Source organism: Bradyrhizobium niftali (assembly GCF_004571025.1).
GTDB lineage: Bacteria > Pseudomonadota > Alphaproteobacteria > Rhizobiales > Xanthobacteraceae > Bradyrhizobium > Bradyrhizobium niftali.
Window position 1 is genome coordinate 132,267 of sequence record NZ_SPQT01000021.1, and the last position, 20,992, is coordinate 153,258.

Annotated in this window: 18 protein-coding genes and 1 pseudogene; 9 read left to right on the forward strand and 10 right to left on the reverse strand. The window is 65.7% G+C overall.

Features of this window, described 5'->3' with window-relative positions; all coding sequences use genetic code 11:
* Positions 1–21 precede the first annotated feature (21 nt).
* From E4K65_RS30755 to E4K65_RS30770, 4 genes are all read right to left on the reverse strand, one after another.
* Complete coding sequence (locus tag E4K65_RS30755; protein WP_135177307.1) at positions 22–321, reverse strand: acylphosphatase; 300 nt, start codon at positions 319–321, stop codon at positions 22–24.
* A complete protein-coding gene (locus E4K65_RS30760; protein WP_135177308.1) occupies positions 318–1,184 on the reverse strand; it encodes an isocitrate lyase/PEP mutase family protein in 867 nt (288 codons plus the stop codon). Before E4K65_RS30760 ends, E4K65_RS30755 begins: the two co-directional genes overlap by 4 nt.
* A 158-nt stretch (positions 1,185–1,342) precedes the next feature.
* Complete coding sequence (locus tag E4K65_RS30765) at positions 1,343–3,358, reverse strand: acetyl-CoA carboxylase biotin carboxylase subunit (RefSeq protein WP_135177309.1); 2,016 nt, start codon at positions 3,356–3,358, stop codon at positions 1,343–1,345.
* Between the two features lie 185 nt (positions 3,359–3,543).
* On the reverse strand, positions 3,544–4,626 hold the full coding sequence (locus E4K65_RS30770) for a zinc-binding metallopeptidase family protein (RefSeq protein WP_135177310.1): 1,083 nt from the start codon (positions 4,624–4,626) through the stop codon (positions 3,544–3,546).
* A gap of 222 nt (positions 4,627–4,848) precedes the next feature.
* Here E4K65_RS30770 and E4K65_RS30775 point away from each other — a divergent pair, with 222 nt between their 5' ends.
* The 4 genes and pseudogenes from E4K65_RS30775 (at position 4,849) to E4K65_RS30790 (ending at position 10,536) form a co-directional block, all read left to right on the forward strand.
* The gene (locus E4K65_RS30775; protein WP_135177311.1) at positions 4,849–7,326 is read left to right on the forward strand and encodes a PAS domain S-box protein; all 2,478 of its coding nucleotides are present in this window, start codon (positions 4,849–4,851) and stop codon (positions 7,324–7,326) included.
* A 106-nt stretch (positions 7,327–7,432) separates the two neighbouring features.
* Positions 7,433–7,917 (forward strand): annotated as a pseudogene (locus E4K65_RS30780) (EamA family transporter).
* 65 nt (positions 7,918–7,982) lie between these two features.
* Positions 7,983–9,251 (forward strand): MFS transporter, encoded by a 1,269-nt coding sequence (locus E4K65_RS30785; protein WP_135177312.1) that lies wholly within the window; start codon positions 7,983–7,985, stop codon positions 9,249–9,251.
* Positions 9,252–9,276: 25 nt separating this feature from the next.
* Positions 9,277–10,536 (forward strand): arsenic transporter, encoded by a 1,260-nt coding sequence (locus E4K65_RS30790; RefSeq protein ID WP_167771276.1) that lies wholly within the window; start codon positions 9,277–9,279, stop codon positions 10,534–10,536.
* An 8-nt stretch (positions 10,537–10,544) separates the two neighbouring features.
* Here the strand turns inward: E4K65_RS30790 and E4K65_RS30795 are convergent, their stop codons facing one another.
* The gene (locus E4K65_RS30795) at positions 10,545–11,909 is read right to left on the reverse strand and encodes an MFS transporter (protein WP_027549302.1); all 1,365 of its coding nucleotides are present in this window, start codon (positions 11,907–11,909) and stop codon (positions 10,545–10,547) included.
* Between the two features lie 25 nt (positions 11,910–11,934).
* The gene (locus E4K65_RS30800; protein ID WP_135177314.1) at positions 11,935–12,702 is read right to left on the reverse strand and encodes a GntR family transcriptional regulator; all 768 of its coding nucleotides are present in this window, start codon (positions 12,700–12,702) and stop codon (positions 11,935–11,937) included.
* 174 nt (positions 12,703–12,876) lie between these two features.
* Between E4K65_RS30800 and E4K65_RS30805 the strand changes: the two genes are divergently transcribed.
* Genes E4K65_RS30805 through E4K65_RS30815 form a run of 3 tightly spaced genes read left to right on the forward strand, consistent with a single transcriptional unit; the run spans position 12,877 to position 15,916 of the window.
* Complete coding sequence (locus tag E4K65_RS30805; RefSeq protein ID WP_167771277.1) at positions 12,877–14,076, forward strand: mandelate racemase/muconate lactonizing enzyme family protein; 1,200 nt, start codon at positions 12,877–12,879, stop codon at positions 14,074–14,076.
* A 12-nt stretch (positions 14,077–14,088) separates the two neighbouring features.
* Positions 14,089–14,856 carry an SDR family oxidoreductase gene (locus E4K65_RS30810; protein ID WP_027549299.1) on the forward strand — a complete coding sequence of 256 codons (768 nt, stop codon included), beginning with the start codon at positions 14,089–14,091 and terminating at the stop codon, positions 14,854–14,856.
* A gap of 28 nt (positions 14,857–14,884) precedes the next feature.
* Positions 14,885–15,916, forward strand: a complete 1,032-nt coding sequence (locus tag E4K65_RS30815) for an L-idonate 5-dehydrogenase (RefSeq protein WP_135177316.1) — start codon at positions 14,885–14,887, stop codon at positions 15,914–15,916.
* A gap of 13 nt (positions 15,917–15,929) precedes the next feature.
* Here E4K65_RS30815 and E4K65_RS30820 read toward each other — a convergent pair whose 3' ends face one another.
* Positions 15,930–16,796 (reverse strand): DUF3280 domain-containing protein, encoded by an 867-nt coding sequence (locus E4K65_RS30820; RefSeq protein ID WP_135177317.1) that lies wholly within the window; start codon positions 16,794–16,796, stop codon positions 15,930–15,932.
* A gap of 191 nt (positions 16,797–16,987) precedes the next feature.
* Here E4K65_RS30820 and E4K65_RS30825 point away from each other — a divergent pair, with 191 nt between their 5' ends.
* A complete protein-coding gene (locus tag E4K65_RS30825) occupies positions 16,988–18,370 on the forward strand; it encodes a sensor histidine kinase (protein WP_135177318.1) in 1,383 nt (460 codons plus the stop codon).
* On the forward strand, positions 18,367–19,029 hold the full coding sequence (locus tag E4K65_RS30830) for a response regulator (protein ID WP_135177319.1): 663 nt from the start codon (positions 18,367–18,369) through the stop codon (positions 19,027–19,029). The genes E4K65_RS30825 and E4K65_RS30830 overlap by 4 nt, the downstream gene beginning before the upstream one ends.
* Before the next feature lie 5 nt (positions 19,030–19,034).
* On the opposite strand, the gene E4K65_RS30835 is transcribed toward E4K65_RS30830, so the two are convergent.
* The 3 genes from E4K65_RS30835 to E4K65_RS30845 all read right to left on the reverse strand — a co-directional run bounded on the left by E4K65_RS30835 (position 19,035) and on the right by E4K65_RS30845 (position 20,982).
* Positions 19,035–19,877 carry a hypothetical protein gene (locus E4K65_RS30835; RefSeq protein ID WP_135177320.1) on the reverse strand — a complete coding sequence of 281 codons (843 nt, stop codon included), beginning with the start codon at positions 19,875–19,877 and terminating at the stop codon, positions 19,035–19,037.
* A gap of 206 nt (positions 19,878–20,083) precedes the next feature.
* Positions 20,084–20,575 (reverse strand): SRPBCC family protein, encoded by a 492-nt coding sequence (locus E4K65_RS30840; protein ID WP_167771278.1) that lies wholly within the window; start codon positions 20,573–20,575, stop codon positions 20,084–20,086.
* Positions 20,575–20,982 (reverse strand): metalloregulator ArsR/SmtB family transcription factor, encoded by a 408-nt coding sequence (locus E4K65_RS30845; protein WP_167771279.1) that lies wholly within the window; start codon positions 20,980–20,982, stop codon positions 20,575–20,577. The genes E4K65_RS30840 and E4K65_RS30845 overlap by 1 nt, the downstream gene beginning before the upstream one ends.
* Positions 20,983–20,992: the final 10 nt, after the last annotated feature.

Genomic DNA, 20,992 nt, shown 5'->3' on the forward strand with positions numbered 1-20,992 from the left:
CGACCTTCTCTGAGGGCGCAGCTACACCGTCGGCAGAACCGAGAACGTCTCCCCTGCCCTGCGCAGGTTCAGTTCATCCGCACCGGCGGTCTCGCTGGTCACGCTGTCGACGCGCGCGGATGGCGGACCATGGCGGCACAGCGCCACCATGTCGGCGACGTGGTTCGGCGCGCCCGCGAACAGCGCTTCCACGCTGCCGTCGCGACGGTTGCGGACCCAGCCTTCGAGCCCGCTCGTGGTGGCCTGGTATTCGACCCAGGCACGATAGCCGACGCCCTGCACGCGGCCGCGGATCATGACCTGGAGGATCGCCCGGCTCATTTCTTGAGTCCGAGCACATCGGCGCTGCGCGCCTTCGTCTCGGCCTCGCGCATGACACGGCTGGTCAATTCCGCGGACGCCAATCCCTTGAGTGCTTTGGGCGGCGTGCCTTCGCGCAGCGCCTTCAGCGTGTCGTGGACGGCCTGCGTCGCAGCCGCGATCGGCGCATGGCCCTGGAGCGCGATGCGCACGCGCTGGGAGACGAGATAATCGGGCGCATTCAATTCTTCCGGCGCACCACCGAGCACGATCGGAAGATGCGTGGCGGACGCGACGGCCTCGAGCTCCGCGCGCGACTTGATGCCGGTGAAGAACAGCGCGTCGACGCCGGTCGCCTCGTATGCCCGCGCGCGCCGGATGGCATCTTCGAGTGACGTGATCGCGGCCGCGCCGGTACGGCCCATGATGACGAGCGAGGGATCGCTGCGGCCGCTGAGCGCCGCCTTCATCTTGCCGACGCCCTCCTCCAGCGAGATCAGTTGCGTCTTCGCTTCACCGAAGGCGGCCGGCAGCAGCGTGTCCTCGATGGTGAGGCCGGCCGCCCCCGCCGTCTCCAGCTCCTGCACGGTGCGGCGCACGTTGAGCGCATTGCCATAGCCGTGATCGGCATCGACCAGCACCGGCAGCGCGGAGGCGCGCGACATCCGCCGCATCTGTTCGGCGAGCTCGGTGAGCGTGATCAGCGTGATATCGGGGTCGCCGAGCACGGCGAGCGAGGCCACCGAGCCGCCGAACATGCCGAGCGGAAAGCCGAGATCATCGGCTATGCGGATCGAGATGGCGTCATAGACCGAGCCGGGATGGATGCAGGCCGGACCCGACAGGATCGATCGCAATTTTTCGCGGCGGGAACGGAAGGCCATGGTGCTGTCTCGGTTAGTGCAACGCCGTCGCAACATACTCCGTCATTGCGAGCGCAGCGAAGCAATCCAGAATCTTTCCACGGAGGCAGTCTGGATTGCTTCGCTGCGCTCGCAATGACGGAGCTCGTGGAGCCCGCTTAGGACCCCACTCGCACTCTTTACGCAAACTCCAAAATCAGTGCATCGACCGCGAGCGTGGCACCGGCGCTTGCGTGGATCTTCTTCACGGTGCCGTCCCGCTCGGCGCGGAGCACGTTCTGCATCTTCATCGCTTCGACCACCGCGAGCGTCTCGCCGGCCTTGATCTCCTGCCCCTCGCTCACCGCGATCGAGACGATCAGCCCGGGCATCGGGCAGAGCAGCTTCTTGCCGGTGTCGGAGGCCGTGGTCACCGGCATCAGCCGCGCCGAGGCGGCTTCGGCCTCGGTCCAGACATAGACCGGCACCTCGACACCCTGATGCGCAAGACGGATGCCGTTGGGAACCGGGCGCGTCTGCACCGCGACGAAGTGGCCGTCGATGGTGCCCTGCCAGACCGGATCGCCCGGCTTCCACGGCGACTGCAACAGATGCGCATTGCCGGCCTTGCCGTCGGCATCGACGAAGCGGATCGCGATCGCCTCGCCCTCGCGCGCGACCTCGAGCCCAATCTCCTGGCGATCGAGCCACACCGCGCGGCGGCGCTCGCGCTGCACGATCCGGCCGCCCATCTGGCCCGAGATCTGGCGCTTGCGCTCGCCGAGCACGTGATCGATGGCTGCGCCGACCGCGGCGATCCGCCGGGCGACCTCGCCTTCGGGCACGCGCACCGCAAAGCCCTTGGGGAATTCCTCGGCGATGAAGCCGGTCGAGAGCCGGCCCTCGCGCCAGCGCGGATGGTGCATCAGCGCCGACAGGAACGGGATGTTGTGCCTGATGCCGTCGACATAGAACGAGTCCAGTGCCGTCGCCTGCGCCTCGATCGCGGCCGCGCGCGAGGGTGCGTGGGTGACGAGCTTGGCGATCATCGGATCGTAGTGGATCGAGATCTCGCCGCCCTCCTGCACGCCGGTGTCGTTGCGGATCGTGATGCCGTCCTGGCTGGCTTCCGCCGGCGGACGATACTTCACCAGGCGCCCGATCGAGGGCAGGAAGTTGCGGAACGGGTCCTCGGCGTAGAGGCGGGATTCCACGGCCCACCCGGTGAGCGTGACGTCTTTCTGAGCGAGGCCGAGCTTCTCGCCGGCGGCGACGCGGATCATCTGCTCGACGAGGTCGATGCCGGTCACGAGCTCGGTGACGGGATGCTCGACCTGGAGGCGCGTGTTCATCTCCAGGAAGAAGAAGCTCTTGTCCTGGCCGGCGACGAATTCGACGGTGCCGGCGGAATCGTAGTTCACGGCCTTGGCCAGCGCGACCGCCTGCTCGCCCATCTTCCGGCGGGTGGCCTCGTCGAGCAGCGGCGACGGCGCCTCCTCGATGACCTTCTGGTTGCGGCGCTGGATCGAGCATTCGCGCTCGCCGAGATAGATGACGTTGCCGTGCTTGTCGCCCAGCACCTGGATCTCGATGTGGCGGGGATCGACGATGAACTTCTCGACGAAGACGCGGTCGTCGCCGAACGAGGCCTTGGCCTCGGCCTTGGCGAGGTTGAAGCCTTCGGCGACCTCGTTCTTCGAATGCGCGATGCGCATGCCCTTGCCGCCGCCGCCGGCGGAGGCCTTGATCATCACGGGGTAGCCGATCTCGTCGGCGATGCGGACCGCGTGCTTGTCGTCCTCGATGACGCCGAGATAGCCCGGCACGGTCGAGACCTTGGCCTTGGCGGCCGCCTTCTTGGATTCGATCTTGTCGCCCATCGCGGCGATCGCGCCCGGGTTCGGGCCGATGAAGACGATGCCGGCGGCTTCCAGCGCGCGCGGAAAGGCCTCGCGCTCGGACAGGAAGCCGTAGCCGGGATGCACCGCCTCGGCGCCCGTCTTGCGGCAGGCCTCGACGATTTTCTCGATCACCAGATAGCTCTCGGCGGCGGCCGGCGGGCCGATCAGCACCGCCTCGTCGGCCATCTCGACATGGAGGGCGTCGCGGTCGGCCTCGGAATAGACCGCGACCGTTTCAATTCCCATCCGGCGGGCAGTCTTGATGACCCGGCAGGCGATTTCGCCGCGATTGGCGATCAGGATGCGTTTGAACATGCTTTTCTTGAGTCTCGACCTTGGGCGGGACCCTTCCCCGACCGTTGGGGCCTCTGGGACGGGCCGTGTGGCCCCGTGGTACATCAAAATAGGCCGGAGGCAACGGTCTAAATCCGGTCCCTCTGGCGTACCAGCGCAAGACCAAAATGGACTTGGGCAACGGGCTTGGCGAGCCCCGGGCCGGCCTACGGCTTCCCGGCCTTGGCCACGCCCCGTACCAGGGCGTGAATGAAGTCCAGTTTGGCGACCACCGCCTGCGACAGGATGAACGGATAGAGGTCGCGCATGCCCATGGCGCGGTTGACGCTGTTCAGGGCGAAGGTGAAGGGCAGCCATGCGTCGACCAGCGTCTGGACGTCCCGCGCCTCGTAGGGGTTGAACCGGAGCCGCGTCGATAACTCTCCGTCGCGATCGACCCGCGGCCGCACCTCCATACCGAACTCGGAGGCCATCTCCAGGGTGTCGACGATATGGAGGTAGTGCGCCCAGGTTTCGGCGAAATCTTCCCAGGGGTGTGTCGTGGCGTAGGCAGAGACATAGTTCTGCTGCCAGTCCGGCGGCGCGCCTTCGGCATAATGGCGCTGCAAGGCCTGGCCGTAATCGGCCGAATCGTCGCCGAAGACAGCACGGCATGCGTCGAGCTTGCCGCCCGCGCGGACCAGCACATCCCAGAAATAATGTCCGACCTCATGGCGGAAATGCCCGAGCAGCGTCCGGTAGGGCTCGCCCATCTCCAGCCTGCGCCGCTCGCGCTCGATGCCGTCGGTTTCGGTAAGCGCGATCGTGACCAGGCCGTTGTCATGGCCGGTCATGATCCTCTGTCCGCTGTTCGGATCGTCGGCGAGGAAGTTGAAGATCAGGCCGTGCTCGGGATTGTCCTGCCGGTTCTGGAGCGGCAGCTTCCAGCGGATCAGGGAATAGAACAGCCGGTGTTTCGCCACCTCCAGCTCGCGCCAGCCGGCGAGCTGAGCCGGATCGGAGAGATCAGGCACCATGCCGTTGTGGCGGCAGGCGCGACAATATCCGTTGGTATCGCCCGGATCCGTCAGCCAGTTGCAGGCATCGTACTCGGCATTGCGGCAGAGCATCCGTCCCCTGCCCTCGTCGGCCAGCGTCGTCCAGGACACCGCCCGAGCCTCGCCGTCCGGCTCGAGCGCCGACATCGTCTCCTTCTCCGGGAGGAAGGCGACGCGGTGACCGCAACGTCCGCAGGCGCGGTTCTCGAAATAGAGAACGTTGCCGCAGGACTGGCAGACAAAGAGCTTCAAGATTTAGCCTCTTCGAAAACGGAGTTTTATGAATGAGCGTCGTGGCGCCTCGCAAAGACGCGTCCGCAGACGCATCGTTCCAATCTTCGGAACAAATAGCCAGCCCCGCCGTTAGCTGACCGGACTTTTCCGCGTTCAGGCTGGCCGCGGGCCTTTACCGACAATCTATCCCCTTTGAGCAATGGCTATCACGCTTTGTCTGTGTGAATATTGGTCCGGCACGTGCGCACACGCATCACAACGGCCGACGCCTTGAACGATACTTTGCCAGAGACAATCGCCGCCGAAAGGCTGCGCCAGCACCTCGAAGACGTCGCGCGCGAGCGCGACAATGCCTATCGCGCGCTCCAGGAGCGCGAGGCCGAGCTCGCGCGCATCCAGCGCATCGGCAAGGTCGGCGGCCTCGAGGTCGACTTCCGCGAGGGCTTCAAGAACCGTCGCTCGCCGGAATACCTGATGATCCACGGCCTGCCTCCCGAGGCCGCCGACGAATCGCACGAGGACTGGGTCGGCCGCATCCATCCCGATGACCGCGACGCCGCGGTGGCACACTTCTTCGATGCGCTGGCCGGGACCAGCGGGGATTATACCGCCGAATACCGCATCATCCGTCCGAGCGACAGCGAGACACGCTGGATCCGTGTCGTCGCCAAGATCGAGCGTGGCAGCGACGGGCGCGCCATCCGTCTCGTCGGCGCCCATATCGACATCACCGACCAGATGCTCGCCCGTGAGACGCTGCGCGAGAGCGAGGAGCGGTTTCGGCTGATCGCCGACAGCGCGCCGGTGCCGATCTGGGTCACAAAACTCGACCGCAAGCGTTCCTTCGCCAACCAGGCCTATGTCGACTTCGTCGGCCTGCCCTACGAGGAGGCCATCGATTTCGACTGGCGCAAGGTGCTGCATCCGGACGACCTGCCGCATGTACTGCAGCAATCCGTCCAGGGTGAAGCGTCGCTAAAACCCTTCGTGCTGGAAGCGCGCTACAAGAACGCCAGCGGCGAGTGGCGCTGGCTGCGCTCCGAATCCCAGCCGCGCTGGGATCCGACCGGCAAGCATATCGGCTTCATCGGCGTCGCCCACGACGTCACCGCCGCCAAGCAGGCCGAGATCGAGCTGCGGCGGCTGAACGAGACGCTGGAAGAGCGCATCGTCGAGCGTACCGCCGAGCTCGAATCCAACGAGGCCCGGCTGCGCGCGATCCTGGAGACCAGCAACCAGTATCAGGGGCTGGTCAATCTCAAGGGCGAATTGCTCTACGCGAACAAGACCACGCTCGCCGGCATCTGCGCCGAGGCACGGGACGTCATCGGCCAGCCGTTCTGGGACACGCCGTGGTTCACCGGCACCCCGGGCATGAGCGACGTCGCGCGCGAGGCCTTTGAGACGGTGCTGCGGGGCGAAGCGGTGCGGATGGAGATGCGGCTGCGCCTGCCGGCCGGCGAGCGCGATTTCGAGTTCGGCATGCGCCCCGTGCTCGACCGCCACGGCAACATCACCGGCGCAGTGCCCGAGGCCGTCGACATCACCGAGCGCCGCCGCGGCGAGGAGGCGCTGCGGCAGTCGCAGAAGATGGAGGCGATCGGGCAGCTCACCGGCGGTGTCGCGCACGACTTCAACAACCTCCTGACCATCATCCGCTCGGCGACCGACTTCCTGCGCCGGCGCGAGCTGCCGGAGGAGCGCCGCCGCCGCTATGTCGACGCCATCTCCGACACCGTCGAGCGCGCCTCGAAGCTGACCGCGCAGCTTCTGGCCTTCGCGCGACGGCAGCCGCTGAAGCCGCAGATCTTCAATGTCGGCAGCCAGGTCGAGGGCGTGGCGCAACTGGTCCGGCCGCTGGTCGGCGGCCGCATCGAGATCAGCGTCGAGGTTCAGGATGCCGATTGTTTCACCGTCGCCGACGTCGCGCAGTTCGAGACGGCATTGATCAACCTCGCCATCAACGCCCGCGACGCCATGAACGGCGAAGGCCGCCTCACCATCGCGGTGCGCAAGGTGCAGGGCATCCCGAGCCTGCGCGCGCAATCGGCGCGTGGCGGCGACTATGTCGCGATCTCGGTCGCGGATACCGGCAGTGGCATCGCGCCTGAGAACATCGACGCCATCTTCGAGCCGTTCTTCACGACCAAGGAGGTCGGCAAGGGCACCGGCCTCGGCCTCAGTCAGGCGTTCGGTTTCGCCAAGCAGTCCGAGGGCGACATCGCGGTGACGAGCACACCTCGCAAGGGCGCGACCTTCACGATCTACCTTCCGCAGGCGCAGAGCCCGGCCGCCGAGAGCGAAGCCGCAGCGCTGACCAGCGAAGCCGCGACCACCGGGCGCGGCTACCGCGTGCTCGTGGTCGAGGACAATGACGACGTCGGCCAGTTCTCGACCGAGCTGCTGGAGGACCTCGGCTATGTCGTCCGGCGCGTCGCCAATGCCAGTGCGGCGCTCGCCATCCTCGGCGAGAACGAATTTGCCGTCGATCTCGTCTTCTCTGACGTCATCATGCCCGGCATGAACGGCGTCGAGCTCGCCGGCCTCATCCGCGAGCGCTATCCGGGCCTACCCGTCGTGCTCACCAGCGGCTACAGCAACGTGCTCGCCGAGAACGCCCATCGCGGCTTCGAGCTGATCCAGAAACCGTATTCGGTGGAATCGCTGTCACGCATCCTGCGCAAGGCGATCACGGAGAAGCTGTCGGTGGCGCGGTGAGTGTTATGGTTGCACGAAGCTCCCACAGACTCCGTCATTGCGAGCGCAGCGAAGCAATCCAGACTGCCTCCGCGGAAAGACTCTGGATTGCTTCGCTGCGCTCGCAATGACGGCGCTGGCGCGCCGTCCTAAAGCAACGGAACTTGATGACATGAAACCCGCCCTCCTCTCCGCCTGGCAGACCTGGGCGCTGCTGTCCGCTTGCTTCGCCGCGCTGACCGCGATCTTCGCCAAGGTCGGCGTCGAGAACATCAATCCGGATCTGGCGACCTTCATCCGCACCATCGTGGTGCTGCTCGCCTTTTCGGTGCTGCTGTTCTTCACCGGGCAATTCGCCGTGCCCTCGGCGATCTCGTCCAGGACCTGGCTGTTCCTGGTGCTGTCGGGGCTCGCGACCGGCGCATCCTGGCTGTGCTATTTTCGCGCGCTGAAGCTTGCCCCGCCACGCTGGTGGCGCCGATCGACAAGCTCAGCGTCGTTCTGGTTGCTGTCTTCGCGTTCGCCTTTCTCGGCGAGCGTCCGACAACGCAGGGCTGGGCGGGGATTGCCATGATCGGCGCCGGCGCGGTGCTGCTCGCGGTGAAGTTCTGAAGCGGAACAAAGGTGCCGTGACCACCGTTCCTGCCGGGGCGCTTCTCGCCTCGATCGAGAGACCGATGTCGAGCCAAGACCCCGATCAGGCAAGGCGGGCCGGCCGTGCGCTGGATGCGGCCAACTTCTTCCTCGCCGACGTCCGCGACGGGCTTGGACCCTATCTTGCCGTCTATCTCCTCACCGAGCAGCACTGGGACGAGGCGCGCATCGGCCTCGTGATGTCGATTGCAACAGTCGCGGGTATCGTGGCGCAGACACCGGCCGGCGCGCTGGTCGATGCGACCCGGGCGAAGCGGCTGGTGATGGTTGTCGCCGCGATCATGGTGACGCTTGCATCGCTATCGCTGCCGTTGTTCCCCGGCTTCGTGCCGGTCGCAATCTCGCAAGGCATCGCGCAGGCCGCAGCCGTGGTCTTTCCACCGGCGATCGCCGCCGTCTCGCTCGGCATCTTCGGCCATGCCGCTTTCACCCGGCGGATCGGCCGCAACGAAACTTTCAACCATGCCGGCAACGCGGTCGCGGCGGGTCTTGCCGGCCTCTCCGCCTTTTGGTTTGGCCCGACCGTGGTGTTCTACCTTCTCGGCGCCATGGCGATCGCAAGCCTTGTCAGCATTCTTGCGATCCCCGAACCGGCCATCGACCACGACCTCGCCCGCGGCCTGGACGACGGCGATACACGGAGCGAACAGCCGTCAGGGCTCGCGGTGCTCCTCACCTGTCGCCCCCTGCTCGTCTTCGCGATCTGCGTCCTGCTCTTCCATCTCTCCAACGCGGCAATGCTGCCGCTGGTCGGCCAGAAGCTCGCGCTCCAGGACAAGAACATGGGCACCAGCCTGATGTCGGCCTGCATCGTCGCGGCCCAAGTGGTGATGGTGCCGTTCGCGATGCTGGTCGGCGCGAGAGCCGACCGCTGGGGCCACAAGCGCTTCTTCCTCGCTGCGCTGCTGATACTGCCCATTCGGGGAGCGCTCTACACGCTCTCCGACAATCCGTTCTGGCTGGTCGGCGTGCAGCTTCTCGATGGCGTCGGCGCCGGTATCTTCGGGGCGATCTTTCCGGTGATCGTCGCCGACCTCATGCGCAACACCGGCCGCTTCAACGTCGCGCAGGGCGCCGTCATCACCGCCCAGAGCATCGGCGCGGCGCTGTCGACGACGCTTGCGGGCGTCGTCGTAGTCGGCGCGGGTTACAGCGCGGCGTTCATCACGCTCGGCGCGGTCGCTGCGATCGGCGCGATCGTCTGCCTTGTCGCCTTGCCCGAGACGCGGCATGGAACCTTGCCGCCGCCGGGGAAGACAGCGCCACCGACATCGGCTATCGCTGCCAAATGAACCCATTCCACCTCAAGGATTGAACGTGCCGACCGCACCGCATGAGGCCATCTGGGCCTGGAGCATCATCGTCGCCGCGACCGCAGGCGTCATCATCCGGCCCTTTCGCCTGCCCGAGGCGGTCTGGGCCGTGATCGGCGCTGGCGCGCTCGTGCTGCCCGGCTTGCTGCCGTGGCAGGATGCGCTCGTTGGCATCGAGAAAGGCGTTGACGTCTATCTCTTCCTGATCGGCATGATGCTGATCGCAGAACTGGCGCGGCTCGAGGGCCTGTTCGACTATCTCGCCGCGCTCGCGGTGGAATATGCAGACGGATCGCCGCAGCGGCTGTTCTTGCTGATCTATCTCGTCGGCACCCTCGTCACCGTGCTGCTCTCGAACGATGCCACTGCGATCGTGCTGACACCCGCCGTCTATGCCGCGACGCGCGCGGCCGGCGCCAAGCCGCTGCCTTACCTGTTCGTCTGCGCCTTCATCGCGAATGCCGCAAGCTTCGTGCTGCCGATCTCCAATCCGGCCAACCTCGTCGTGTTCGGCGCGCGCATGCCGCATTTGACAGAATGGCTGCGCCTGTTCGCCCTGCCCTCGGCAGCCTCGATCCTGCTCACCTATGTCGTGCTGCGCCTGACCCAGCACCGCGCGCTGAAGGAAGAGACCATCGCGCGCAGCGTGCCGCATCCGAAGCTCAGCCGCGGCGGCAAGCTCACAGCCGTGGGCATCGTCGCGATCGGCGTCGTGCTGGTGACGGCCTCGGCGCTGGACAAGCAACTCGGCCTGCCGACCTTCATCTGCGGCGGGGCGACGGCCGCGATCGTGCTGCTGCTGAGCCGGCAATCGCCGCTGCCCGTGCTGAGGGGCGTGTCGTGGAGCGTGCTGCCGCTGGTCGGCGGGCTCTTCGTGATGGTGGAAGCACTGGTGAAAACAGGCGTGATCGGGCAGCTCAGTGCGCTGCTACATCAAGCCGTCGCGCAATCGGTGCCCAAGGCGGCCTGGAGCGTCGGCATCGCAACCGCAATCGCCACCAACATTGCCAACAACCTTCCGGTCGGCCTCGTCGCGGGCTCGGTCGCCGCCAGCGATCATCTGCCCGCGCCCGTCGTCAGCGCCATCCTGATCGGCGTCGACCTCGGCCCCAATCTGTCGGTGACGGGGTCGCTTGCCACCATCCTCTGGCTGGTCGCGCTGCGGCGCGAAAAAATCGAGGTCGGGGCCTGGCCGTTCCTCAAGCTGGGCATGCTGGTGACGCCGCCCGCCCTGATCGCGGCATTGGCAGCCGCGATCAGGTAGCTTCCATACTAGTCGTTCTCGTAGCCATAGACTTCCGGCAGGATGAAGATCGCAGCGAGCAATCCGATCATCGGGAAGATCGCGACCATCAGCGTGGCATTCGCCTGCCCGATCGCAGCGAACACCGTGGGGAACAGGAAGATCGCCAGGAACGACGGCAGCTTCACGAACATGTAGGCGAAGCCGCTGGCGGTGCCGCGGTACTTCGGCTTGGCGACCATGGTCGGGATCGTCATACAGTTCGACGCGTCCCAATAATGGCCCCACAACATGGCGGCCGCTGCGAACGGCAGCAGGATCTTGTTGTCGGTGTAGAGCGCGAAAGCCGCGACCAGCAGCGAGGCCAGCACGATGCTGAAACCGGCGATCGCGATGCCGCGGTGGCCGATCTTCGGCGTCAGGAGCGGACCGACCCAGCCGGACAGAGCGGCGAAGCAGAACAGCGCCATCGTCACCAGGTTGATGCCGAGCACGCTCGACACGCCGACCATGACAAAGAGCACCGGCAGGTAGAACGCAAAGGTCGAGAACTCGCTGCCTTGCGCAAAGCAGGCGATCCAGCCGTAGACAGTCGCTCGCCAGCGGATCGGATCCTGCTTGAGGTCGGCGAGGAAGGCGCGGGTGCTGACCTTTGGCACCTCCACGTCATGGTTCGGCAGCATGTCGAGATTGTCATTGAACATCTCGCGCGCGACCTGCTTGGCCTCGCGATAGCGTCCCTTCTGCACCAGCCACACCGCCGTCTCCGGCACGTCGTGACGCATGATCAGAATGATCAGCGCCGGTACCGCGCCGAGACCGAGCGTCACCCGCCACAGCATCTCGTGCTGCATGTCGATCAGCAGGAAGATCACGATGACGCCGATGGTCAGGACCTCGCCGACCGCGAACATGAACTGCCAGCGGTTGCCCATGACCTCGCGCTCGCCCTTGGCCATGGATTCCATGATGTAGGTGTAGCCGGTCGAAATATCCGAGCCGAGCGGAATGCCGAGCAGGAAGCGGATCACGATGAGCCAGGTGACGTTCGGCACGAAGGCCTGCGCCAGCGCCAGCACGATGAACAGCACCATCGTCACCAGGAACATGACGCGGCGGCCGATCTTGTCGGAGAGCCAGCCGCCGAGCAGCGCGCCGATCAGGGCGCCGCCCTGCGTGCCGGCCGCGGCGAGGCCCAGCATCAGCGGATCGGGATTGTACTGCTCCTTGATGAAGATCAGCACGAAGGCGATCGAATAGAGATCCCAGGCTTCGACCAGGATCGAGGCCATCATCAGCCAGCCGACCTTGTTACCCTTTGGACTGTAATTCGTGATCAGGTAGCGGACCGCGGCTTCGCTCGCGGTCGGTTGTGGCATGGCCATCGTCGACATGTTTGGTCCTCTCTTCAAAATTCTTTTACGCGCCGAGCAGCGGCTCGATGCTGCAGTCGAGCAGGCGCGGGTCGATCCCCGCCTCCATGCCCGTGAACATCTCGCCCATGTAGTCGATCAGCGCATCGCTCGCCTTTACGGCGTCATCGACGCGGCGGCTGGCGACGGCTGCGAGAATGGCGAGATGATGGTCGATCGTGCCGGAAAGATCGGCCTGGCCCGGCATGAAGCGGTGGTGGATGTAGCCGATGCGCCGGTACAGCGTGTGCAGCGGCCGCAGCGTGTGCACCAGGAACGGCTCGCCGGCCGCCTCCAGCACCAGTGCGTCGATGCGGCGGTCGATGTGGTTGAATTCGTCGAGGGTCAGGCTGGCGCGGCGCTCGCGCAGCAGGCGCTCGATGTGCAGCGCCTGATTGCGGTGCGACAGGCTGGCGCGATCGGCCGCGAGCCGGACGACAAAGCGCTCCATGTCGCGGCGCAAGGCCAGCAGCATCCGCTCGCGCGCAAGATCGATCGGCGCGATGTGCAGGCCGTGGCGCGGACGGATGATGATGAGCGTGTCGGCGGACAGACGATTGACGGCGTGATGCACCGGTGTGCGACCGAAGCCGGTGATCTGCTGCAATTCCAGCATCGTCATGAATTGTCCGGGCTTGAGCTCGCAGTGGACGAGGAGCTCTTCGATCCTCTGGTAAGCCAGCTCGAAGAAGTTGAGCCGGTTGCGCCGGGAGGGCTTGCCCTCGCCGTCGTCCTCGTTTCTCACCACCTCGAGCGCGCGCTTGCGCCGTGCCATGTCGTCCTCCTGTCAGCCGCGCTCTCATTGCTGGGTGGCGCCCTATTTGTGGCACCCTTAAAACATGTTGTGATATATTACAAGCAGGCGTAAGACTTCCGCGCGACCTGCAACATGCTGCAGTGCGAAATGAGACTTGAGGCGCGAGGCGCCTGTGATGGGAGGATTGTTGCCGTGAAGATCACGTCGATCGAGACGCTGCGCACCGAGGAATTTTCCAACGTCATCTGGGTGCGCGTCCACACCGACACGGGCATGATCGGTCTCGGCGAAACCTTCTATGGCGCGGGCGCGGTCGAGGCGCAGATCCACGATACGTTTGCCGGCCGCCTGCTCGGCCGCAATCCCCTGCACATCGAGGCGATCCATCGCGACATGCTGAACCTGCCGATGGCGCAGTCCTCGACGGGCGTCGAGTATCGCGCCGCCTCGGCGATCGACATCGCGCTGTGGGACCTGTTCGGCAAGGTCTGCAATCAGCCGGTGCACCAGATGCTCGGCGGCCTCTGCCGCGACAAGCAGCGCATCTACAACACCTGCGCCGGCACACAATATGTCCGCTCCACCAATATCAGCCCGGTCGCCAACTGGAATCTCGGCGCCTCCAAGGGTCCCTATGAGGATCTCGACGGCTTCATGCACCACGCCGACGCGCTCGCCGAAAACCTTCTGGAGAGCGGCATCTCAGCGATGAAGATCTGGCCGTTCGATCCCGCGGCCCAGGAGAACAAGGGTCTCTACATCACCGCGGCGCAGATGAAGCGGGCGATCGAACCGTTCGAGAAGATCCGGAAAGCCGTCGGCGACAAGATGGAGATCATGGTCGAGCTCCATTCGCTCTGGAACCTGCCGACCGCCAAGCAGATCGCGCGTGCGCTCGAGCCCTACAAGCCGACCTGGTACGAAGACCCGATCCGCATGAACTCGCCGCAGGCGCTCGCCGAATATGCGCGCTCGACCGACGTCTGGGTCTGCGCCAGCGAGACGCTGGGCTCGCGCTTCCCCTACAAGGACATGCTCGACCGCGACGCCATGCATGTGGTGATGGCCGATCTGTGCTGGACCGGTGGCCTCACCGAAGGCCGCAAGATCGCGGCGATGGCGGAGACCTATCACCGGCCGTTTGCTCCTCATGATTGCATCGGCCCGATCGGCTTCATCGCCGCCATCCACATGTCGTTCAGCCAGCCCAACACGCTGATCCAGGAATCGGTGCGCGCCTTCTACAAGGGCTGGTACAATGAACTCGTCACCACAATGCCTGTTATCAAGGACGGTTATGTCTTCCCGATGGAAGGCCCCGGCCTTGGCGTCGACCTCCTGCCTGCGGTATTCGACCGCAGCGATCTCACCGTGCGCCGTTCCAACGTCTGAGGATTTCTTGAGATGAGCACCGCCCTTTTCGACCTTTCCGGCCACACCGCGCTCGTGACCGGTTCATCCCGCGGGCTCGGCCGCGCCATCGCCGAGGGCATGGCCAAGGCCGGCGCCAGGCTGATCATCAACGGCGTCGATCCCAAGCGCGTCGAGCAGGCCGTCGCCGAGTTTCGCGCCGCCGGGCATCAGGCCGAGGGCGCAGCCTTCAACGTGACGGACGAGCCGGCGATCGTCGCCGCCTTCAACGACTTCGACAGGCAAGGCATTGCCGTCGACATCGTCGTCAACAATGCCGGCATCCAGCACCGCAAGCCGCTGGTCGAGTTCACCACCGACGAATGGCGCAAGGTGATCGAGACCAACCTCACCAGCGCCTTCGTCATCGGCCGCGAGGCGGCCAAGCGCATGATCCCGCGCAAGCACGGCAAGATCATCAATATCGGCTCGCTCGGCAGCGAGCTCGCGCGTCCCACCATCGCGCCCTACACCGCCGCCAAGGGCGGCATCAAGAACCTGACCCGCTCGATGGCGGTGGAATGGGCCCAGCACGGCATCCAGGCCAATGCGATCGGCCCCGGCTACATGCTCACCGACATGAACGAGGCCCTGGTCAACAACACCGATTTCAACAACTGGCTGATGGGCCGCATTCCCTCGAAGCGCTGGGGCCGGCCGGACGAGCTGGTGGGCGCGGCGATCTTCCTGGCGTCGGACGCCTCCACTTACGTCAACGGCCAGATCATCTATGTCGATGGCGGCATGATCGCCGCGATGTGATCCGCGAAGCATATTGAGGAGCGAGCCCATGCGCGCCGTCGTCATTCACGCCCCGAAAGACCTGCGGATCGACAGCTATCCCGATCCGGCACCCGGCCCGGGCGAGGTCCGCGTCAAGATCGCCAATGGCGGCATCTGCGGCTCGGACCTGCATTACTATCATCACGGCGGCTTCGGCGTCGTGCGCATCCAGCAGCCGATGGCGCTCGGCCATGAGATCGCCGGCGTGGTCGCAGCCGTCGGTGACGGCGTCACCAGCGTGAAGCCGGGCACGCGCGTCGCGGTCAATCCGAGCAAGCCGTGCGGCCAGTGCCTGCATTGCCAGGAAGGCATGCGCAACCAGTGCCTCGACATGCGCTTCCTCGGCAGCGCGATGCGCTTTCCCCATGTGCAGGGCGGTTTCCGTGAGTTCCTCACGGTCGATGCGACGCAGGCCGTGCCGATCGCGGACAAGCTGTCGCTGGCCGAGGCCGCGGTCGCCGAACCGCTCGCGGTATGCCTTCATGCCGGCAAGCAGGCCGGTCCCCTCCTCGGTAAGCGCGTGCTGATCACCGGCTGCGGCCCGATCGGTGCACTGATGATCCTGGTCTCGCGTTTCGGCGGCGCCGCCGAGATCGTGGTGACCGATGTCACCGACGCGCCGCTCGCGGTCGCCAGGAAGCTCGGCGCCACCCATGCCATCAACGTCGCGACCCATGCCACCGCGCTCGATCCATGGCGCACCGGCAAGGGCGTGTTCGACACGCTGTTCGAGGCTTCCGGCAACCAGGCAGCGCTGCGCATCGCACTCGACGTGCTCAGGCCCGGCGCCACGCTGGTGCAGCTCGGCCTCGGCGGCGAGATGACGCTGCCGATCAATTCCATCGTCGCCAAGGAATTGCAGCTGCGCGGTACCTTCCGCTTCGATCCCGAGTTCGAGCTCGCGGTGCGGCTGATGGGCGAAGGCCTGATCGACGTCAAGCCGCTGATCACGGCCACCATGCCATTCGAGAACGCGGTCGCCGCCTTCGAGCTTGCCAGCGACCGCTCGCAGTCGATGAAGGTGCAGCTGACGTTCTAGGCAACGACCGGCACTATTGGCTCTCGATCAGCCGGTCGCTGACCAGCCGCACCGCGCCGCGCTTCCAGGAATAGTCGGCGCCCATGCGCAGGCCGCTGTCGCCGCGTGACACCACGGCGCCGGTCCTGGCATCGCGGACCTGGAAGCCGAGCGTGTACTCGGTGCGGCTGACCCGCCGCACCACGCCGACCAGCGATTGGTCCGCGCCGAGCTTTTGCGCAATCGCCGCTTCGCAGCCGCCACAGTCCCGCAAGGCACGCGCCTTCACCGCCTCGCCGCTGACATCGACGATGCGGTAGCGGCCGGATTGGCCCAGCGCCTCGCGCACGCTGCCGGTGACCTCGGCCAGGTACGACGCATCCGAACTGGCCGAGGCGCCCATCGACGCCGCGGTCATGTCCTCGAGCTCGAACTCGAACACCGCCAGCGCGACCGGCGCTTTTGTGCCGAGCGCGGCCATGACCTCACGCGACACGAAGATCTCGGCGCGCTCCCATGATTCATCATTGTCGCCGCGGAAGGTGTAGAGCTTGTCCATCACGATCTTCTTGGCACCGACGTCGATCACGGCGACCTTGGCCCATTGCACCAGCGTGCTCGTCTTCTGAATGCCGCCGATCACCTTGAAGGCCGCGCCATCCTGCGTCGACGGCACTGGCCGGTATCGCCCGTCCGCACCGATATCCCGCCTGAGCGCGGCCATGAACGCCGACAACCGCCGCTCATGGGCGGCGGTCTGGTTGGCCGGCTCGGCCGACGTATCGGTATAGCTGAAGTCGTCCATGGCAACGCCGATGGCGACCTCGGCACCGGCTGGCGAATAGGCCGCCAGCAGGACGACAAGGAGAAAGGCGGATAGGATCAACCGGGACAGGTGCATGGGCGGGCCTCGTGTGACGGAGCGGCGCGAAAAACTGGAGGGTCACCTCAGGCCGTGCACCCGTGTCCGTCCCGGCGAGTGCCGGGAAAATTTCACGACGTTGCACTGCGGTAGAGTGCAGCGCTTTCCGCCGCCTGCGTTCTGCCGTTTAATGCGGAGGCAACAAACCCGTTCGCGCCAGGTGCCCGCCGATGTGGAACCGCCCGAGATCCGATCTCAAGGTCCGTCTGACGTTGCGCGTGGCCGCAATATCGGCCGCCTGCTTCGCCGCGATATCAGCCTATTTCCTTGTCACGGCGGACCGCGAGGCGCATGCGCGCATCGACGGTATCGCCGCCATCGTGGCGAAGTCGCTGGAGCTGCAACAGGGCAAGGTCCAGTGGGTGGCAAGCCCGCGCTCGGACTTCCCCAATCTCGACCCCGTATCGGCCTACGTGATGACGCCCGGCCTGTGTCTGGCATTCCGTGGCACGAGCGGCGACATACTCCAGCGGTTCTGTAGTGGCGCGCCTACCCCGGCGAACCCGCCGCCGCAGGTCTTCGCGGCCTTCTATCGCAGCCTGTTCGACCCCGGCCGCGAGGCGGCGCGGCCTGTGATCGTACGCGGAGCGAAGCTCGGCGAGACCGTGGTCTCGGTCGATCCGGCCGTGCAGACGGCGGAGGCCTGGCACGAGGCCGGCCGCCTGATGATCGCGCTTGCGATCGCACTGCCGCTGCTCTGCGCACTGGTCTATGCGGCACTGGCGCGGGCGCTGCGCCCCACCCGAATGATCCGCACCGGCCTCGAGCGGATCGCGGCCGGCGACCTCGCCGCACGGCTGCCGCCGTTCGACCTCGCCGAGCTCTCCGCCATCCGCGACGTCTTCAACCATCTCGCCGAAAGCCTCGACACCGCGCTTGCCGAGCGCAGCGAGCTGACGCGAAAGCTGATCGCGCTCCAGGACGAGGAGCGCCGCCATCTCGCGCGCGAGCTGCACGACGAGTTCGGCCAGTCGCTGGCCGCCATCCGCGCGCTTGCCTCATCCGTCCGCCAGACCGCCGCGCTGGACTGCCCTTCCCTGCTGTCCGAATGCGACGGCATCGCACGGACCGCAACCGGCATGATGGAGATGCTGCGCGGCACGCTGTTCAGGCTGCGTCCGCCCGATGTCGAAGAGCTCGGGCTGGTCGCCAGCCTCGAAGGCCTGGTCGCCGGCTGGAACGGACGCAGCCGCGGCGAGACGCGTTTTGCGATCCGGTTCGACGGCGCTTTCGAGACCCTCCCGGCCGCGATCAGCGCCAGCCTCTATCGCATCGTGCAGGAGGCCCTCACCAACGCCGCCAAGCATGCCGGCGCAACCAAGGTGAGCCTGGAATTGGCGATGCGTACCAACGAGATCGCGCTTGCGATCGACGACGACGGACGGTCGAGCGATCCCGCCGCGAAATCCGGAATGGGCCTGCTCGGCATGCGCGAGCGCGTCGCGGCCCTGCGTGGCCGACTGAGCTTCGAGGCCGGCCCGCATGGCGGCACTGCGCTGCGCGTCACCATCCCTGTCACCGCCGATCGGCCGGTGCTGGAGCACGCGGCATGAGCGCGGCCGACGCGACCATCCTGCTGGTCGACGACCATTCCGTCGTCCGCGAAGGCTATCGCTCGGTGCTCCAGAAGCAACCCGGCCTGCGCGTCGTCGCCGAAGCCGCCGACGGCGCGGAGGCCTACCGTCTCTTCAAATCCGAGGCACCCGACCTCGTCATCATGGATTTGAGCATGCCCGGCATCGGCGGCATCGAGGCCATCAGGCGCATCAGGCAGTGGGACAAGGGCGCAAGAATCCTCGTCTTCACCATGCACCAGAATGCGGGCTTCGCCGTGCAGGCGATCCGCGCCGGTGCCAGGGGCTATGTCACCAAGATGAGCCCGCCGGAAACCCTGGTGCGCGCGGTGATGGACGTGCTCGCCGGCAAGATCGCCATCAGCCCCGACATCGACCACGAGCTCGCACTGAGCCGCATCAGCGGCGAGAGCTCGGCCGCCGACGTCCTCACGCCGCGCGAGTTCGAGGTGCTGCGGCTGCTGCTCGCCGAGCAGACGACGGAGGAGATCGCCGAAACGCTCCACGTCAGTCCGAAGACGGTGGCGAACCTGCACTCGCTGATCAAGGACAAGCTCGGCGTCGACTCCGACATCGAGCTGGTCCGCCTGGCACTGCGCCAGGGAATCTTGACGCAGGTCGATCTCGGCGAGGCCTGAAGCGCTCAGGCGAGATAACGCGTCAGATAGCCTTCCATGGCGTAGAGCGCGCAGAGCGCCAGGCTCGACCACACCGCTGCGCTGAAATACAGGAACATCCAGGTCAGCTCGCCCTTCCAGTGCGCAATGTCGTGGGTCACCACCCAGCGCGTCGCGACGTCATGCAGGCCTTCGAGGAAGCCGAGCAGCCTGTTGCCCTCTTCATGCCCTGCCCGCCAGCGGCTGAGATACATCGGCACATCGACGGTGACGAGGAAGGAGAGGAAGCAGGCGATGCCGACGATGCCGGCGATCAGCGCCCAGCGCACCACGCCCTGGAATTCCGGCATCAGGCGACACAGCGCAATGCCGGCGAGGAAAAAGGTCACCGCCCACAGCGAGTTCTCGATCGCATTGTAGAGGAAGTTCGTGGTGACGACCGCGTACCACGAGAAGCACTCCGCGACGATGATGATGGGCACGATCACAAGCGCGATGTTCACCGCGGTCTCCGCCCCGGTCATGTGACCTAGCTGATGCAGGATGATCGCCCATTGCGCGACGAAGCACAGTTCGGCCACGGTCGCGACGGTGCGGCCGACGAACACGCTGGAGAGCCAGGTGTCGAACAGACAGATGCGCTGCACGTCGGCGCGCGGTAGGAACGATCGGAACGCGCAGCCGAACACATAGCCGGCGCACAGCAGGAACATCAGCCCGATATCCGAACCGCCGCCGGCGCTGCCGGCAACGGTCGGATAGAACTCGCGGTACAGCATGAACCAGACGAGGATGTTGGCACTGCTGACAAGCGTGAGCGACCCCCACCACCACGCGAGGGGATTTGACCGCGCCTGCCACTGCAACATGAATCGCTCCGCCGTAATCGATGTGACATCTAACGGTAGCAATTCTGTCATAAATCAGCAGCACGACGCGACAAAAATCTACGTTATGGCGCTGTCATAATTGACCTGCGCGCTGTCATATTCGCGAAGGCGACGGCGTCTCCGGGCGTTTTCCGAGTTTGATTCCGGGGGCGCTACTTCGGGGCCCCCGGTATCACGCCGGCGTTCTATTTCTTCAGCCCGCTCACATAGGCCGCGAGCTTATCCAACGTCTGGTAGCCGTATTCGACCGCGCCGAAGCCGATCATGCCATCGCGCTGCTCGGTGCTCGAGGCCAGTTGCCGCATCATCAGCACGGTCTTGCCGTTGCTCTGCTCGGCAAAGGTGAGGGTGAAGCGAAACATGCTGGGATCGTCGTCCTGGTCGACGCCGTGATCCATCTCCATCAGCGACGGCCGCTCGATGCGCCGAAAGCGCATGCGGTTTGGATAGACGGTGCCGTCAGGACCGATCATGTTGAAGCGCCAGACGCCGCCGACGCGCACGTCGATCTCGAAGGTCTCGATCTTGAATCCCTTCGGCCCGAACCATTGCGGCAGGTGCTTCGGATCGGACCACGCCTCGAACACCAGATCACGCGGTGCGTCGATCACGCGCGACATCACGATCTCGCGGTCGAGCGACCATTGCGACAGAGCGGGATTGGCAGAATTCGTCATCACTCAGAACCTTTCCGTTTGCTTGGCTTGTTGTTTGTCTTGTCGGTCGTTCTGGACGGCTGCCTGGCAGCCGCCCTCTCCTTCTTGAGCTTCATCACATAGGCCTCGAACCGGTCGAGACGCGCCTCCCAGATCGCGCGCTGGTGCTGGAACCAGTCTTCCGCACCGACGAGCGCCTCGGGGCTGAGGCGGCAGGTACGCACGCGGCCGGACTTCTCCGACTGCACCAGTCCGCTCAGCTCCAGCACGTGGATGTGCTTCATGAAGCTCGGCAGCGCCATGTCGAACGGCTCGGCGAGCTCGCCGACCGAGGCCTCGCCGGCGCATAGCCGCATCACGATCGCCCGCCGGGTCGGGTCGGCGAGCGCGGAAAAAATCTGGTCCAGTCGAGACAATTGGTTAGCCATGAAGCTAACT